Source organism: Micromonospora auratinigra (genome assembly GCF_900089595.1).
In the GTDB taxonomy this organism is placed as follows: domain Bacteria; phylum Actinomycetota; class Actinomycetes; order Mycobacteriales; family Micromonosporaceae; genus Micromonospora; species Micromonospora auratinigra.
This window is the reverse complement of the sequence record NZ_LT594323.1, coordinates 570,028-586,202: the sequence shown is the minus strand read 5'-3', so window position 1 is coordinate 586,202 and position 16,175 is coordinate 570,028. Positions and strand designations below refer to the sequence as shown.

Annotated in this window: 14 protein-coding genes; all 14 read right to left on the bottom strand. The window is 74.8% G+C overall.

Going from position 1 to position 16,175, the window contains the following annotated elements; all coding sequences use genetic code 11:
- Positions 1 to 12 precede the first annotated feature (12 nt).
- The 14 genes from GA0070611_RS02705 to GA0070611_RS02640 all read right to left on the bottom strand — a co-directional run bounded on the left by GA0070611_RS02705 (position 13) and on the right by GA0070611_RS02640 (position 16,100).
- On the bottom strand, positions 13 to 1,749 hold the full coding sequence (locus GA0070611_RS02705) for a M28 family metallopeptidase (RefSeq protein WP_091656778.1): 1,737 nt from the start codon (positions 1,747 to 1,749) through the stop codon (positions 13 to 15).
- Between the two features lie 325 nt (positions 1,750 to 2,074).
- Positions 2,075 to 3,475 (bottom strand): RsmB/NOP family class I SAM-dependent RNA methyltransferase, encoded by a 1,401-nt coding sequence (locus GA0070611_RS02700; RefSeq protein ID WP_091672361.1) that lies wholly within the window; start codon positions 3,473 to 3,475, stop codon positions 2,075 to 2,077.
- A 212-nt stretch (positions 3,476 to 3,687) separates the two neighbouring features.
- On the bottom strand, positions 3,688 to 4,614 hold the full coding sequence (gene fmt, locus GA0070611_RS02695; protein ID WP_091656775.1) for a methionyl-tRNA formyltransferase: 927 nt from the start codon (positions 4,612 to 4,614) through the stop codon (positions 3,688 to 3,690).
- Positions 4,615 to 4,618: 4 nt separating this feature from the next.
- Positions 4,619 to 5,179: a peptide deformylase gene (gene def / locus GA0070611_RS02690; RefSeq protein ID WP_091656770.1), complete on the bottom strand. Its 561-nt coding sequence runs from the start codon at positions 5,177 to 5,179 to the stop codon at positions 4,619 to 4,621.
- Between the two features lie 42 nt (positions 5,180 to 5,221).
- On the bottom strand, positions 5,222 to 6,457 hold the full coding sequence (locus tag GA0070611_RS02685) for a cytochrome P450 (RefSeq protein ID WP_407940426.1): 1,236 nt from the start codon (positions 6,455 to 6,457) through the stop codon (positions 5,222 to 5,224).
- Positions 6,458 to 6,571: 114 nt separating this feature from the next.
- Entirely contained in the window at positions 6,572 to 7,555 is a 984-nt protein-coding gene (locus GA0070611_RS02680; protein ID WP_091656762.1) for an AAA family ATPase, read from the bottom strand.
- A gap of 225 nt (positions 7,556 to 7,780) precedes the next feature.
- Positions 7,781 to 9,874 carry a primosomal protein N' gene (locus GA0070611_RS02675; protein WP_157740168.1) on the bottom strand — a complete coding sequence of 698 codons (2,094 nt, stop codon included), beginning with the start codon at positions 9,872 to 9,874 and terminating at the stop codon, positions 7,781 to 7,783.
- A 59-nt stretch (positions 9,875 to 9,933) separates the two neighbouring features.
- On the bottom strand, positions 9,934 to 11,139 hold the full coding sequence (gene metK / locus GA0070611_RS02670) for a methionine adenosyltransferase (RefSeq protein ID WP_091656758.1): 1,206 nt from the start codon (positions 11,137 to 11,139) through the stop codon (positions 9,934 to 9,936).
- An 84-nt stretch (positions 11,140 to 11,223) separates the two neighbouring features.
- Positions 11,224 to 12,432, bottom strand: a complete 1,209-nt coding sequence (gene coaBC, locus GA0070611_RS02665) for a bifunctional phosphopantothenoylcysteine decarboxylase/phosphopantothenate--cysteine ligase CoaBC (protein ID WP_091656755.1) — start codon at positions 12,430 to 12,432, stop codon at positions 11,224 to 11,226.
- A gap of 15 nt (positions 12,433 to 12,447) precedes the next feature.
- Positions 12,448 to 12,714 (bottom strand): DNA-directed RNA polymerase subunit omega, encoded by a 267-nt coding sequence (gene rpoZ, locus GA0070611_RS02660; protein WP_013285517.1) that lies wholly within the window; start codon positions 12,712 to 12,714, stop codon positions 12,448 to 12,450.
- Positions 12,715 to 12,759: 45 nt separating this feature from the next.
- Entirely contained in the window at positions 12,760 to 13,293 is a 534-nt protein-coding gene (locus GA0070611_RS02655) for a nucleoside/nucleotide kinase family protein (protein WP_091656752.1), read from the bottom strand.
- Positions 13,294 to 13,319: 26 nt separating this feature from the next.
- Entirely contained in the window at positions 13,320 to 13,637 is a 318-nt protein-coding gene (mihF, locus tag GA0070611_RS02650) for an integration host factor, actinobacterial type (protein ID WP_091656748.1), read from the bottom strand.
- A 179-nt stretch (positions 13,638 to 13,816) separates the two neighbouring features.
- Positions 13,817 to 14,653, bottom strand: coding sequence for an orotidine-5'-phosphate decarboxylase (gene pyrF / locus GA0070611_RS02645; protein WP_091656745.1), 837 nt, complete (start codon positions 14,651 to 14,653; stop codon positions 13,817 to 13,819).
- 172 nt (positions 14,654 to 14,825) lie between these two features.
- Complete coding sequence (locus GA0070611_RS02640; protein ID WP_091672356.1) at positions 14,826 to 16,100, bottom strand: adenosylmethionine--8-amino-7-oxononanoate transaminase; 1,275 nt, start codon at positions 16,098 to 16,100, stop codon at positions 14,826 to 14,828.
- Between the last annotated feature and the right edge of the window lie 75 nt (positions 16,101 to 16,175).

Sequence of the window (16,175 nt, the reverse complement as noted above, 5' to 3'; positions counted from 1 at the left end):
CGACCGGAACCCTCAGCCGACCTGGAGCGTCACGTCGTCGATGACGAAGCTGGTCTGCAGCGACGCGTCCTCGACGCCGGTCCACTTCAGCGTCACCGTCTGCCCCGCGTACGCGGCGAGGTTGAGGGTGCGCTGGGTGTAGCCGGTGGCGGCGTTGAGGTTCGAGTACGTCGCCAGCGTGGTGCTGCCCGCCTGCACGGTCAGCTTGTCGTACGCGGTCGACGTGGTGGTCTCCGCGGTGTCGACGTGCAGCCAGAAGGCCAGCGTGTAGCTGGAGCAGCCGGCGGGCAGGCTCACCGACTGGGACAGCGTGTCGGTGTGCGAGCTGCCGTACCCGTCCAGCCACGCCTTGTACGAGCCGGTCCGGGCCGCCTGGCTGGTCGAGTTGGTGATCACGCCGGAGCTGGCGGTCCACGGCGCGGTGCCCGACTCGAAGCTGCTGTTGCCGATCAGCTGGCCGCCGGTGCAGCCGCCGCCCGTGCCGGTGACGGTGAGGCTGTAGCTGGCGGTGCGGGTGACCGCGCCGGTGCCGGTGACCGTGATGGTGAACGTGCCGGTCGCGGCGGTCGAGGAGGCGCTGACCGTCATGGTGGCCGAGCCGCCCGAGGTGACCGAGGAGGGGCTGAAGCCGACCGTCACCCCGCTCGGCACGCCCGACGCCGACAGGCTCACCGTCTGGGCGGCGCCGCTGGTGGTCGTGGTGCTGACGGTCGCCGTGGTGGAGCCGCCCTGGGCCACGCTGCCGGAGGTCGGGCTGACCGCGACGGAGAAGTCGTTGGTGGAGGTGCCGCCGACCGCGAGCTGCCAGATGGCGTACGCGACGCCGTCGGCGCTGCGGTTGAGCACGGTGGTGTTGATGTTGCTGGTGGTGTCGCAGGAGCGGTGGTAGCAGGAGTCGTACGCCGCGCCGGCGGTGCCGCCCCACTTGCTGGCCTGGGCCGAGGTCTTGGTGGCGCTGGCGCCGGCGGCGTACCCGGAGGTCTGGATGCCGGCGTTGGCGAACGAGTAGTCGTCCGAGCGGCCCTGGCCCTCGACGTTCTCCTCGGGCTGGAGCCCGAGCGAGTCCCAGTACGCCTTCAGCGGCGCGGCCGTGGTGGAGGTGACCCGGTTGATGAAGTAGCCGCCGTTGGGCGAGCCCACCATGTCGAAGTTGTAGTAGCCCTTGATGTAGCCCTTCTGGGTGGCGCTGAGCTGGCTCACGTAGTACTTGGAACCCTGCAGGCCCTGCTCCTCGCCGTTCCACCAGGCGAACCGGACCCGCTTGGTCATCGACGGGTTCTGCGCCGCCAGCACCAGGGCGTTCTCCAGCAGGGTCGCCGAGCCGGAGCCGTTGTCGTTGATGCCCGGGCCGGCGGAGACGCTGTCCAGGTGGGCGCCGAACATCACGACCTGGTCGGCGGGGCCCTGCGGCCACTCGGCGATCAGGTTGCTGCCCGGGTAGGTGCAGGTGGTGCAGGTCTGCTCGCTGACCGTGTAGCCGGCCGCCTGGAGCTTGCCCTTCACGTACGCCACCGAGGCGGTGTAGCCGGCCGAGCCGGCCCGCCGGGTGCCGCCGTTGTTGGTGGCGATGGTGTTGAGCTGGGTGAGGTGGGCCTGGACGTTCGTCACGGAGACGTCCGGCGCGGCGGCGACGAGCGTGGGGGCGGCGGTGCTGACCGGGGCGGCGGAGGCGGCGCTGCCGGCCGCGGTGGCCGTCAGGGCGACGAACAGGGCGAGGGCGAGGCCCGCGCTCGACGTGCTGCGTCTCATGGGGGTGACTCCTCGTGGGGGTTCGGGCGGACCGGTGATCGGAACAGTTACATGTATCGATCAAAGAGTCAACGACCTGTCACATCCCAGCTGCTCACTCCCCCCGCCGGGATGGTCGACCGGGCTCCGCGTCCGGCGACCCGGTCCGGCTCGCCGCCTTTGCTCTGCTTCAGCGGACGCAACGGCGAAGCGCTTCCCGTGTTGCGTGGGTTGAAGCAGAGCAAAGCGAGCAGAAAGCAAGTAGCCGGCCGCGGGAAGCGGCCGGCTACCGGATGTCGGTGCGGCGGACGGCCCGTCGGGCCGGCCCGTGGTGTGGGCGACCGGGTCAGCCCCGGCGCAGCACCGCCAGGAACATCGCGTCGGTGCCGTGCCGGTGCGGCCAGAGCTGCACCGTCGGCCCGTCACCCAGCCCCGGCATCCCGGCCGGCAGCAGCGTACGGGCGTCGACGAAGTCGACCGGCAGGCCGCAGCGGCGCGCCGCCTCGGTCACCGTCACGTGCGTCTCCACCGTGTGCGGGGAGCAGGTGACGTAGGCGACCAGGCCACCCGGGCGGACGGCCCGCAGCGCCGCGGTGAGCAGTTCGCGCTGCAACCGGGTCAGCGGGGGCAGGTCGGCCGGCTGACGCCGCCAGCGCGACTCCGGGCGGCGGCGCAACGATCCCAGCCCGGTGCAGGGGGCGTCGACCAGCACCCGGTCGAAGTGCCCCTCCGGCAGCTTCGGGTCGGCGCCGACGCTGCGCCCGTCGGTCGCCAGCACGCTCACCGGCAGCCCCCGGGTGGCCTGCTCGACCAGCCGGGCCCGGTGCTCGGCGACCTCGACCGCGGTCAGCCGGGCCCCGCGCTGCGCGGCCAGCGCACCGAGCAGGCCCGCCTTGCCGCCGGGACCGGCGCACAGGTCGAGCCAGCGCCCGTCCGGCCCGTCCAGCGGCGCGGCGGCCAGCGCGTTCGCCACCAACTGGGAGCCCTCGTCCTGGACGTGGGCCCGACCCTCGGCGACCGCCCGCAGGTCACCGGGCGCGCCCCCGGACAGGTAGACCGCGTACGGCGAGAAGGCACCCGGGGCGCCACCGACCTCGTCGGCCAGCTCCACCGGATCGGCCAGGCCGGGACGGGCGCACAGGTGCACCGGCGGCCGCTCGTTGTCCTCGATGAGCAGCCGCTCGGTCTCGCCCAGGTCGCCACCGAGCGCCTCGGCGAACGCCCGCACGATCCACTGCGGGTGGCTGTACGCCAGCGACAGGTGGCCGATCGGGTCGGTGCCGGCCGCCGGAGCCAGCTTCTCGACCCAGCCGTCGTGGTCCCGGGTGGTGATCTCGCGCAGCACCGCGTTGGCGAACCCGGTCGCGCCCGGTCCCACCGAGCGGACCAGGTCGACGGTCGAGGAGACCGCGGCGTGCGCCGGCACCCGGGTGTGCAGCAGCTGGTACGCCCCGATCCGCAGCGCGTCGCGCACCGGCGGGTCGATCCGGGCCACGTCCCGGCCGGCCGCGTCCGTGATGATCGCGTCCAGGGTGCCGGTGTGCCGCAGCGTGCCGTAGGTCAGCTCGGTGGCGAAGGCGGCGTCCCGGCCGGTCAGCCCCTCCTCGCGCAGCATCGCCGGCAGCACCAGGTTGGCGTACGCGTCGTCCCGGTGCACCGCGGCGATCGCCTGGTACGCCACGTGCCGGGGCAGGTCGACGGCGGGCCGTACCGGCCGGCGCGCGCCGAAGCGCCCGTCCCGGGGCACCCGCTCGCCCGGGCGGCCGGAGCGCTCACCGCGCGGCCCGCCCGTCGGGCGCCCGCCCTCGCGGGACCGGTCGCCGCCGGTGAACCGCCCACCCTCGCCGGACCGCTCGCCCCGGTCGTAGCGCGGGCGGTCGGACCGGTCGCGGTCGGACCGGTCGTGCCGCGGGCGGTCGCCGCCGGTGGCCCGCTCGTCGCGGGGCTCGACCGGCCCCGTCACGCCAGCACCTCGCCGGCCGCGACCCGGACGCCGCGCGCCCAGTCGCTCGCCGACATCGCCTTCTTGCCGGCCGCCCGCACCTCACCGAGCCGCACCGGCACGGTCGCCGTGCCGACGAGCACCCGGGACTTCTCCACCAGCAGCTCACCGGGCTTCAGCTCCGGGCCGTTCGCCACCGGGGTGACCGGGCCGAGCTTGACCCGGTCGTCGCGGAAGGTGGTCCACGGGCCGGGAGCCGGCGTGCACGCGCGCACCCGCCGGTCGACCGCGAACGCCGGGTCGCTCCAGCGGACCCGGGCGTCCTCCACCGTCAGCTTCGGCGCCAGCGACACGCCGTCGGCGGGCTGCGGCTCCGCCCGGGCGGTGCCGGCCCCGATCGCGTCGAGGACCGCCACCAGCAGCCCCGCGCCGGAGTGCGCGAGCCGCTCCAGCAGGTCGCCGGAGGTGTCGGTGGGGCGGATCTCGTCGGTCACCGTGCCGTACACCGGGCCGGTGTCGAGCCCTTGCTCCAGCTGGAAGACGCTGGCCCCGGTCAGCTCGTCGCCGTGCAGCACCGCGTGCTGCACCGGTGCCGCGCCGCGCCAGGCGGGCAGCAGCGAGAAGTGCAGGTTGATCCAGCCGTGCCGGGGGATCTCCAGGGCCACCGGCGGCACCAGCGCGCCGTACGCGACCACCGGCACGCAGTCCGGGGCCAGCTCGCGCAGGCGGTCCAGGAACTCCGGCTCGCGCGGCCGGGCCGGGGTGAGCACCTCGACGCCGTGCGCGTCGGCCCAGGCCCCGGCGGGCGAGCGGACCAGACCCCGCCCCCGCCCGGCGGGCGCGTCCGGCCGGGTCACCACGGCCAGCAGCTCGTGGCCGGAGGCGGCGATGGCGTCCAGGGCGGGTACCGCGACGGCCGGCGTGCCGGCGAAGATCAGACGCACCCGGTCACCGCCCCAGCCCGAACGGGTTGCCGGCCGCGTGCGGGCTCAGCTTGACCGTCGGCGGGGTGGCCGCGTCGTACCAGTCGGCCTGACGGATCGCCTTCATGGCGGCCTTGCGGCCGGCCGGGTCGAGCCGGTCGACGAAGAGCACCCCGTCGAGGTGGTCGGTCTCGTGCTGGACGCAGCGGGCCATCAGGCCGGTGCCGACGATCTGCACCGGGTCGCCGAAGCCGTTGAAGCCCTTCGCCACCACGTTCTGCCGACGCTTGGTGTCGAAGTAGAGCCCGGGGATGGAGAGGCAGCCCTCCGGGCCGTCCTGCTCCTCCTCGTCGGGGAACTCCAGCACCGGGTTGACCAGGTGCCCGAGCACGTCGTCGACGTCGAAGGTGAACACCCGCAGGCCCACCCCGAGCTGCGGGGCGGCCAGGCCGGCGCCGCTCTGCTCGCGCATCGTGTCGGTCAGGTCGGCGATCAGCCTGCGCAGCTCGGCGTCGAAGTCGACGACCGGGTCGGCCGGCGTGCGCAGCACCGGATCCCCGAACAGACGGATGGGCTGGACGGTCACGCGGGGTGGCTCCTTCGGTGGGACGAGTGGTGCCGTACCAGTCTACGGAGTCGCCCCGGCCGCTCCGGCCGGCGTACCGCGACGGGTGACCGGGGACCCTGCGACGGTGACCGGGAGGGTGGCGTACCCGCGCAGGGTCAGCCGGACCCGACGCTCGGGCGCGCCGGCCAGGGCGAGCCCCGGCAGCCGGCGCAGCAGCAGCGGGAAGGCCACCTGCGCCTCCAGCCGGGCCAGCCCGGCCCCGAGGCAGTAGTGCGGCCCGGCGCCGAAGGAGAGCGGGTGGATCTGGGGCCGCCACGGGTCGAAGCGCTGCGGCTCCGGGTAGCGGCGGGGATCCCGGTTCGCCGCGCCGAGCATGACGATCAGCCAGGTGCCGGCCGGCATGTCCACCCCGCCGTAGCGGGCCGGTTCGGTGCTCATCCGGGAGGTGAGCTGCACCGGCGAGTCGTACCGGAGCAGCTCGTCGACGTAGCCCGCGGCGAACTCCGGGTGCCCGGCGAGGTGCGCGGCCTCGCGCGGGTGCGCCAACAGCACCACCAGCCCGTTGCCGAGCAGGTTGGTGGTGGTCTCGAAGCCGGCCACCAGCAGCACGATCAGGTTGGCCAGCAACTCGTCGCCGGAGAGCCGCTCGCCCCCGTCGTGGGCCTGCACCAGGGCGGTGGTGAGGTCGTCGGCGGGGGCGCGGCGCCGGGCCGCCACCAGCTCGGTGAAGTAGCCCCGCAGCTCGGTGGCGCCCCGGTCGGCCACCGCCAGCTCCTCGGGGGTGATCTCCGGTTCGAGGACGCCGGTGAGGTCGGTGGCCCAGCGCCGGAAGAGCGGCCGGTCGGCCGCCGGGACGCCGAGCAGCGCGCAGATCACCCCGACCGGCAGCGGGTACGCGAACTCGGCCATGAAGTCGACGGCCGCCCCGTCCCGACCGCGCGCCAGCATCCCGTCGATCAACTCGTCGGCCTGGGCGACGACCACGTCCCGCATGGCGGCGATCCGGCGCGGGGTGAACGCCCCGGCCGCGAGCCGGCGCATCCGGCTGTGGTCGGGCGGATTGGTGCGCAGCATCGACCGGGAGATCGACAGCACCGCCGGGCTCTCCCGCCAGCCGGGCAGGAACTGGTCGCGCAGGTCGTCGTCCATCACCCCGAACCGGGCGTCGCGCAGGATCGCGTCGGCCTCCGGATAGCCGGTGACCACGGAGAAGACCGGACCGGCCTGGACCACCGGCCCGTACGCGCGCAGCCGCTCGTACGTCGGGTAGGGGTCCAACCGCCCGGCGGGCGACATCAGCAGCGTGAGGGCGTCGGCGGCGTCCACGGTCGGCCTCCCGAGGGCTCGGAGACCTTCATCATGCTCCGCCCCGCCCGGTCCGGCGATCCCGTCCGCCGGGGCGGCCCGGGCTCAGGCGGCGGGGCCGGGGTCGCCGGCGAGGACCGGACCCGTGTTGAGCAGGGCGTGCTCGGGCAGCGGGAGGGTGATGCCGTGCGCGGCGGCCCAGTCGTGGATCAGGCTCGGGTCGACCTGGGCGGCGAAGTAGTCGACCGCGCTCATCCCGCCCACCACCGGCTCGTCCACCTCGGCCACCAGCCGGGCCGGCACCAGCGGGAACCCGTTCTGCAGGGCGGCGCTGAGCCGGCGGTGCCCGTCGACCACGAAGTAGTACTCGCCGGTGTAGCCGATGGTCAGCGGCTCCAGCGCCTCGTCGCCGGCCTCGGCCACGTCACCGACGAACTCCGAGTCCCAGAGCCCGCGCAGGGTGGCGATGTCCTCGGTCGGGTAGACGCGGGCCGGGTCGAGCAGCAGCAGCGGCGGGGCGTCGCGCAGCACGTCGCCGCCGAGCCGCCCCTCGAACACGTCGATGACGTGCTGGATCACCTGCTCCGGGGTGGCCCGGGTGGTGTCGCAGATCAGGTCGTAGTTGCGCAGCCGGGCCTTGTCGACGCCGTAGCGCACGATGAACCGGTTGCGCTCGCTCTCGCTGCGCTCGCGGAGCTTGGCCTTCGCCTCCTCGATCGAGGAGTAGCTCTCGGCCGGGCCGGACGGGCGGGCCAGCACCCGGCGGGCCGCCTCGGTCGGCTCGGTGATCATGTGCACCTTGAGCGCGTCGGTGAAGAAGTGCCAGGCCAGCCGGGAGTCCATCACCAGGCTCTCGCCGGAGGCGGCGATGTCCCGCTGGAGCTGGTCGACGTAGCCGTCGACGGCCTGGTCCAGCTCGGCGTGCAGGTTGAGCTGGAGGGCGGTCATCTGCCGCTCCTCGGCCATCTGCCGGTAGAGGTCACCGACGCTGACCCGACGCAGGCCGAGCCGTTGGGCGATCACGACGGAGACGGTGCTCTTGCCGCTGCCGAGGTCACCGTTGAAGACGATCGACTGACGAACGGTCACGACTGGTCCACCTCTGGTCAGCGGCTGGTTGACATCCTCGATCCGGCGTCGGCCCGCCGCGCTCCGGTCCGGGTCGCGCGGTCGGGAGCCGTCGTACGCCCCGGCATGACGGGCGACTCTATCACGCGCTGTCACCTGAATTGCCGGACCAGGTGTGCGACAAACCCCTGGTCACGACCGTCGGCGACGGAAGAAGTGCGGTGTGTCACGGCACCGGCGGGTGGCTCAGAACAGGCTGAGCGGGTCGACCTGGAGCCGTACCGGGTCGGCGGCCTTGCGGGCGGTACGCGTACCGGCCGCGGCGTGCAGCGCCAGGGCCAGCGCGGCCGCCCGGGCCCGGGGCACCCGCACCAGCATCCGTTCCCGACCCTCCTCGGCCGGCACCGGCCCCAGCACGTCGGCCTCCTCGGGCAGCCGCGCGCCGGCCAGCAGGTCCGCCACCGCCTCCGCCGGGCCGGTGACGCTGGCCATCCGGACCGCCGGCGGGAAGCCCAGCTCGCGCCGCTCGGCCAGCTCCCGGGCGGCGAACCAGGCCGCGTCCCAGCGCAGCAGCGCCTGCACCGGGGCGAGGGCGCCGTCCGCGACCACCACCACCCGTCCCCCGGCCGCCGCCGGGCGGGCCAGCGCCGCCGCGGCCAGCCAGCGCCGCAGCGCCTCCTCCCCGGCCCGCAGGTCGGCCCGGGTGAGCAGGGCCCAGGAGTCGAGCAGCAGCACCGCCCCGTACCCGCCCTCGGCGACCGGCTCCGCGCCCGGGGTGGAGATCACCAGGCCGGCGCCGCCGGGGACCGCGCCCAGCACCTCCTCCCGCCCGGACGTGCGCACCGGCACGTCGGGGAAGGCCCGCCCCAGCTCCTCGGCGGTGCGCCGGGCACCGACCACCGCGGCCCGCAGCCGTCGTCCCCCGCACTCCGGGCAGGCGTACGCGGCGGCCACCCGCCCGCACCAGCGGCAGGCCGGCGTCCCGGCGGCCGAGGGCAGGGCGAGCGGACCGGCGCAGTGCGGGCAGCGGGCCGGGGTACGGCAGTCGGCGCAGGAGACCGAGGGCAGGTAGCCGCGGCGGGGCACCTGGACCAGCACCGGCAGGTCGGCGCGGAGCGCGTCGCGGGCGGTGCTCCAGGCCAGGCTGGGCAGCCGGGCGGAGGCGGCCCCGGGGTCCCGGGCGAGCTGCGGGTCGTCCCCGGTCGGCGCGACGGCCGGCACCCGGGCGCGCAGCGTCGAGCGGTCGGCGCTCACCTCGTGCGCCCAGCGGGTCTCCACCAGCAGCTGCGCCTCGGCGGTACGGGAGTAGCCACCGACCAGGGCGGCCGTGTCGGCGAGCTGGGCCCGGGTGAGCAGCACCTCGCGGGCGTGCGGGTACGGGGCGCGCGGCTCGGCGTGCAGGTCGTCGCCGTCGTCCCAGACGGCCACCAGGCCGAGCCGGTCGACCGGGGCGAACATCGCGGCGCGGGTGCCGACGACCACGGGCACCTCGCCGCGCAGCGCGGTGAGGAAGGCGCGGTAACGCCGGGCCGGCCCGAGCGCGGCGGAGAGGCAGACGTGCCGGCCCGCCCCGAGCACCTCGGTCAGGGCGGCGTCGAGCCGGTCCAGGTCGCGGGCGTCGGCCACCACGACCAGCGCGCCCCGGCCGCCCGCGACGGTCGCGGCGACCGCGTCGGCGTACCGGGCCGCCCAGTCCTCGCCGGGCAGCGCCGACCAGACCGCGCGGGCCGGGCGACCGTCGGTGAGCGCGCGCAGGAAGGCCGGGCCGGCCGGATAGTCCCGCCAGCCGCGCGGGTCGACCGCGCCGGCGGGCGGCGCGCCGCTGCTCGCGCGAGGTGCGACGGCGGGCGGCGCGGCCGGGTCCGCGGGCCCGTCCCCGGCCGGGTCCGGCTCGGCCGGGTCCGGCTCGGCCAGGTCCGGCTCGGCCGGGTCCGGCTCGGCCGGGTCCACGGGCACGTCCCCGGCCGGGTCCGGCTCGGCCGCGTCCGGGGCGGGGGTGGCGTCCGGGTCGGCGGCGGCGAGGAGGTCCTTCTCGGCCCGGGCGTGCCGGGGCGGGACGGCGAGCCGGAGCACGTCGGCGAGGCTGCCGGCGTACCGGTCGGCGACCGCGCGGGCCAGCCGGGCCACCTCCGGCGCGAGCACCGGGACCGGCGAGACGACCTTCTCCAGGTACGCCAGCTTCGGGTGGGCCGACTCGTCGGCGCGGGACAGCAGCCAGCCGTCGACGAGCTGGCCGGCGAAGCGCACCTTCACCCGCACCCCGGGGCGGGCCTGGGCGTCCAGCTCGGCCGGGACCAGGTAGTCGAAGGGGCGGTCCAGGTGGGGCAGGGGCAGATCCACGCAGACACGAGCGACCGGCGACCCCTGGGCGGGTCGCCGGTCGCTGCGCCTGGTGCCGGTCAGGCTCCCGCGGCCGACTTGAGGTCGGCGGCCCGGTCGGTGCTCTCCCAGGTCAGGTCCGGCAGCTCGCGGCCGAAGTGGCCGTACGCGGCGGTCTGCTGGTAGATCGGGCGGAGCAGGTTGAGGTCCCGGATGATCGCGGCGGGCCGCAGGTCGAAGACCTCGCCGACGGCCTTCTCGATCGAGGCCACCGGCACGGTCTCGGTGCCGAAGGTCTCGATGAACAGGCTCACCGGGTGCGCCTTGCCGATCGCGTACGCGACCTGCGCCTCGCAGCGCTCGGCGAGGCCGGCGGCGACGACGTTCTTGGCCACCCAGCGCATCGCGTACGCGGCGGACCGGTCGACCTTCGACGGGTCCTTGCCGGAGAACGCGCCGCCACCGTGCCGGGCGTAGCCGCCGTAGGTGTCCACGATGATCTTCCGGCCGGTGAGGCCGGCGTCGCCCATCGGGCCGCCGATCTCGAACCGCCCGGTCGGGTTGACCAGCAGCCGGTAGCCGTCGGTGTCGAGGCCGAGGCCCTCCAGCTCGGGGGTGATGACGTGCTCGCGCACGTCCGGGGTGAGCAGCGACTCGAGCGAGATGTCGGCCGCGTGCTGGCTGGACACCACGACCGTGTCGAGCCGGACCGGGCGCAGCCCGTCGTACTCGATGGTGACCTGGGTCTTGCCGTCGGGGCGCAGGTACGGGACGGTGCCGTCCTTGCGCACCGCGGCGAGGCGGCGGGCCAGCCGGTGCGCCAGCGCGATCGGCAGCGGCATCAGCTCGGGCGTCTCGGAGCAGGCGAAGCCGAACATCATGCCCTGGTCGCCGGCGCCCTGCGCGTCCAGCGCGCTCTCCGAGCCGCCGGTACGCAGCTCGAAGGCGTTGTCCACGCCCTGGGCGATGTCCGGCGACTGGGCGCCGATGGAGACGCTGACGCCGCAGGAGGCGCCGTCGAAGCCCTTCTTCGACGAGTCGTACCCGATGCCGAGGATGGTCTCCCGGACGATGGTCGGGATGTCGGCGTACGCCTTGGTGGTGACCTCGCCGGCGACGTGCACCTGCCCGGTGGTGATCAGCGTCTCGACCGCGACGCGGCTGTGCGGGTCCTTGGCGAGCAGGGCGTCGAGAATGCCGTCGCTGATCTGGTCGGCGATCTTGTCCGGGTGGCCCTCCGTGACCGATTCGGACGTGAAGAGACGTGTCACGGCACTCCTAAGCATGAGAAAACTTTTGAAAGGTCGCTCGGCGGCAGTTTAGTCACCGTGGATCCAGGGTGAGCGGAGGAACGCGAAGGTGCCCAGCCGTCAGGACGGCTCCGCCAGCCGCGCGACCACGAGGTCCCAGACCGCGTCGGCCAGATCCTCCTTGGGCTGTTCCGGCATCCGGTGCACGGCGCCGTCCGCCCCGATCACCGTGGCGGCGTTGGTCTCGGCCCCGAAGACCTTGTCCACCCCCACCTCGTTGATCACGATCAGGTCCGCCCGCTTGCGGGCGAGCTTGGCCCGTCCGTTCGCCTCGGCGTCCCCGGTCTCGGCGGCGAAGACCACGAGCACCTGCTCCGGCCGCCGACATCGTCCCAGCTCGGCGGCGATGTCGGGGTTGGTGACCAGCTCGATGGTGGGCGCGCTGCCGTCGTCCGCCTTCTTGATCTTACCGGGCGCGTAGCTGGCCGGGCGGAAATCGGCGGGGGCGGCGGCCATCACCACGGCGTCCGCGCCGGCGGCCGCCTCCAGGGTGGCCTTGCGCAGCTCCTCGGTGGTGCCGACCCGCACCACGTCCACGCCGGCCGGGTCGGCCAGCGCGACGTTGGCCGACACCAGGGTGACCCGGGCGCCCCGGGCCACGGCGGCGCGGGCGAACGCGTACCCCTGCTTGCCGGAGGAGCGGTTGCCGAGGAACCGGACCGGGTCGAGCGGTTCGCGGGTGCCGCCGGCGGTGACCACGACGTGCCGGCCGGTCAGGTCGGCCGGGGCGGCGACGCCGCGGGCCAGCGCGCGACGGGCGACGGCGAAGATCTCCGCCGGGTCGGGCAGCCTGCCCTTGCCGCTGTCGGCGCCGGTGAGCCGCCCGACGGCGGGCTCGATCACCCGCACACCCCGGGAGCGCAGGGTGGCCACGTTGGCCACGGTGGCCGGGTGCTCCCACATCTCGGTGTGCATCGCCGGGGCGAGCAGGACCGGGCAGCGGGCGGTCAGCAGCGTGTTGGTGAGCAGGTCGTCGGCGAGGCCGTGGGCGGCCTTGGCGAGCAGGTCGGCGGTGGTCGGCGCGACCACGACGAGGTCGGCGTGCTGGCCGAGGCGGACGTGCGGCACCTCGTGCACGTCGGACCAGACGTCGTCGGCGACCGGCTGGCCGGAGAGCGCGGCCCAGGTCGGCGCCCCGACGAAGCGGAGCGCCGACGCGGTCGGCACGACCCGGACCCGGTGGCCCGACTCGGTGAAGAGCCGGAGCAGCTCACACGCCTTGTAGGCGGCGATGCCGCCGCCGACCCCGAGAACGATCCCGGTGGTCATCGGCGCGAGCGGGTCTTACGGCTGGTCGGTCGGCTCGGCGGTGAGCAGACCGGCGTTGATCTCCCGCATGGCGATGGAGAGCGGCTTCTCCTGGGGGGTGGTCTCCACGAGCGGACCCACGTACTCCAGCAGGCCCTCGCCGAGCTGGCTGTAGTAGGCGTTGACCTGGCGCGCCCGCTTCGCGGCGAAGATCACCAGGGCGTACTTCGAGGTCGTCTTCTCGAGGAGCTCGTCGATCGGCGGGTTGGTGATGCCCTCGGGGTTGGTGGCGATGGATCCCACGGATAAACCTCTGCGTCTTTGTGCACCGCCCGGAAGCGGTGGCCCTCAACCGCTCGGGCGCGGTTGGGCCGGAGCCAGGAAGGAATAACCGAGCAAGCCTACCAGCTCGTCGGCGGCCCGCTCGGCGCGGTCGTGCCGCACGGCGTGTGCGAACGCGCCCGCCACGGCGGGGTCCGGCCGGTACGACGGGGGCGCGAGGAGCACCATCAGGACGCCGGGCGCGGCGGCCCGGACGGCGAGCGCGCCGGGCAGGTCCAGCGGGAGCAGCACCGGCCGGCCCTCGGCGAGCCGGTCGCGGATCCCGGCCCGCGGCACCCCGCGCCGGTACGGCCCGGTCCGGCTCCACTCCAGCAGCGCGTCGGCGGCGATCATCCGGTCGAACGCGGCCGAATCGACGAAGAGCCGGTCCACCCCGGGCACCTCGCCCCGGCACGGCGGCCGGGTGGTGGCGGGCACGGGCCGCCACACCGACGGGAAGCGCGCCCGGACCAGCTCGACGACACTGCCCCGGCCGGCACCCGAGGGTCCGGACAGGACAGTGAGCCGGGCCGCCGGGCGCGCCTCGTCATCCGTGCTCACCGCTTGTTTCTACACGCCGGTGGCGTTCAGTTCGCGGCGAACTCTCCAAGCAGAGCCTTGCGCTGCTGCTCGCCCAGGCCGCGCAGCCGGCGGCTGTCGGCGATCTTGAGCTTCTCCATGATCTGGGTGGCCCGGATCTTGCCGATGCCCGGCATCGCCTGAAGCACGGCCGAGACCTTCAGCTTGCCGACGACGTCGTCGGACTCGGCCTTCTCGAGGACCGTGGCGAGGCTGGTCTTGCCCTGCTTGAGGTCCTCCTTCAGCTTGGCACGGGCCTTGCGGATCTCCGCGGCCTTCTCCAGCGCGGCAGCACGCTGTTCGGGGGTCAGTGACGGGAGCGGCACCAGTTCTCCTCAGGTCCCTAACGCGGCGGGCGGGGCGCACCGCCGCTGCTGTGAAACGTGGTGACGCTGGCAACCAAAGGGGTCCGTGGTTCCCAGCGCGGGGAAAACTAGCGGTCAACGGAGTTTTCGGCAACGTGGGCGCGCGAAGATCAACGTAAAGTGACCGACCCGTCAGTCAGTCAGGCGCCGGCCAGGGCGGCCCGGCACTCCCCCAGCACCCGCTCGGCGGCGGCCCGCAGCGCGGCCACGTCGGGGCCGGCGTGGAGCACCTCGCGCGAGTACGACGGCAGCACCGAGGGCACGGCGGAACCGAAGACGGTGCGCAGGTCCGCAGCCGTGGCGCCCTGCGCGCCCAGCCCCGGGGCGAGCAGCGGACCGTGCACCGCGGAGAGGTCGTGACCGGTGCCACCGATCGTCGCCCCGACCACCAGGCCGAAGCTGCCCAGGGGCTCCGCACCCAGGTTGAGCTGGGAAATCTCGTCGATGACGGTCTGCGCCACGGTGCGTCCGTCGGCGGCTACGGCGCGCTGCACCGAGGCCCCCTCCGGGTTGGAGGTCAGCGCCAGCACGAAGACCCCGCCGCCGTTCGCGGCGGCCAGCTCGAACATCGGGGCCAGCGAACCTACTCCCAGGTAGGGGCTCGCGGTGACCGCGTCGACATACAGCGGGCTGGATGGATCGAGGTACGCCGAGGCGTACGCGGCGACCGTCGAACCGATGTCGCCGCGCTTGACATCGAGGAGAACGAGCGCGCCAGAATTTCGCAACTGTCGGATAGTTGACTCAAGGATTCCAACGCCCCTCGAACCGAACCGTTCGAAGAAGGCCGACTGGGGCTTGACCACGGCCACCTGGTCCCCGAGCGCCTCCACCACGGTCCGGCTGAACCGTTCCAGGCCCTCGACGTCGTCGGACAGCCCCCAGCGGGCCAGCAGGCCCGGGTGCGGGTCGATCCCCACGCAGAGCGGTCCCCGCTCCGCCACGGCCCGGTGCAGGCGGGCGCCGAAGCTCTCCATCGCGACTCTCCCTCTCGTCCGCGCGGCGCACCCGCCGCGTCCGTTCGCGACGGCCGGTGACCGTCGCTCGTCGTGCTGTCGCCGGCCGACCCGGCCCGCCGTGCCACGCCGTCGTCGACGGCGACCGCCGGTCCGGCCCACTCCCCGCGCCCTCGACGGCGTCGCCCGGCGCTCAGCCGGCCTCGACCGCCGCCGCCACGCCGGCCGCGATCCGGGCCACGTCCGCCTCGTCGGTGACGTACGGCGGCATGGTGTAGATCAGGTCGCGGAAGGGGCGCAGCCACACCCCCTGCGCGACCGCGGCGGCGGTGGCCGCCGGGAGGTCGACCTCGTGGTCGAGCTGGACCACCCCGATCGCGCCGAGCACCCGCACGTCGGCCACGCCCGGCCGGGCGCGCAGCGGCTCCAGGCCGGCGCGCAGGCCCGCCGAGACCGCCGCCACCCGCCCGGCCCAGTCCCCGTCCCGCAGCAGCCCCAGCGAGGCGTTGGCGACCGCGCAGGCGAGCGGGTTGCCCATGAAGGTCGGCCCGTGGGCGAGCACGCCGTCGGCGGAGATCCCCCGGGCCACCTCAGCGGTGCAGAGGGCGGCCGCCAGCGTCAGGTAGCCGCCGGTGAGGGCCTTGCCGACGCAGAGCACGTCCGGGGTCACCCCGGCGTGCTCGGCGGCGAACATGGTCCCGGTCCGGCCGAACCCGGTGGCGATCTCGTCGAACACCAGCAGGATGCCGTGCGCCCGGGTCACCTCGCGCAGCACCCGCAGGTAGTGCGGGTGGTGGAAGCGCATGCCCCCGGCCCCCTGCACCACCGGCTCGACGATCACCGCGGCCAGCTCGTCGGCGTGCCGCTCGACCGCGTCCACCAGGGCCGCCTCGTACGCCGGGTCGGGCGGGGTGTCGAAGCCACCCGGGGGCACCGGCGCGAAGACCTGCCGGGGCAGCACGTCACCCCAGAGGTGGTGCATGCCGCCCTCCGGGTCGCAGACGCTCATCGGGTGGAACGTGTCGCCGTGGTAGCCGCCCCGCCAGGTGCCCAGCCGCCGTCGCTCCGGCCGCCCGGTGGCCCGCTGCCACTGCAGGCACATCTTCACCGCCACCTCGACCGAGACCGAGCCGGAGTCGGCCAGGAAGACGTGCTCCAGCCCCTCCGGGGCCAGCTCGACCAGGGTGCGGGCCAGCCGTACCGCCGGCTCGTGGGTGAGGCCGCCGAACATCACGTGGCTCATCCGGCCGAGCTGGTCGGTGACGGCGGCGTCCAGCACCGGGTGCCGGTAGCCGTGGATCGCCGCCCACCAGGACGACATCCCGTCGATCAGCTCCCGGCCGTCGGCCAGTCGCAGGCGGACGCCCTCGGCGCTCGCCACCACGTACGGCGGGCTGGCCGGCGGCAGCGCCGCGTAGGGGTGCCACACGTGCGCCCGGTCGGTGGCGAGGATCTCCTCCGGCGTCACCACGCGCTCCCTTCTCGTACCCCTGACTTCACCCCTGTTCGACCCCTACCGGCCGGCCGTGGCCGCGCGGGTCAC

Coding starts and splice junctions, on each gene's coding strand:
- GA0070611_RS02705 (WP_091656778.1), bottom strand. CDS start 1,749: ATGAGACGCAGCACGTCGAGCGCGGGCCTCGCCCTCGCCCTGTTCGTC.
- GA0070611_RS02685 (WP_407940426.1), bottom strand. CDS start 6,457: ATGTCGCCCGCCGGGCGGTTGGACCCCTACCCGACGTACGAGCGGCTG.
- metK (WP_091656758.1), bottom strand. CDS start 11,139: ATGCTTAGGAGTGCCGTGACACGTCTCTTCACGTCCGAATCGGTCACG.
- coaBC (WP_091656755.1), bottom strand. CDS start 12,432: ATGACCACCGGGATCGTTCTCGGGGTCGGCGGCGGCATCGCCGCCTAC.
- pyrF (WP_091656745.1), bottom strand. CDS start 14,653: ATGGAGAGCTTCGGCGCCCGCCTGCACCGGGCCGTGGCGGAGCGGGGA.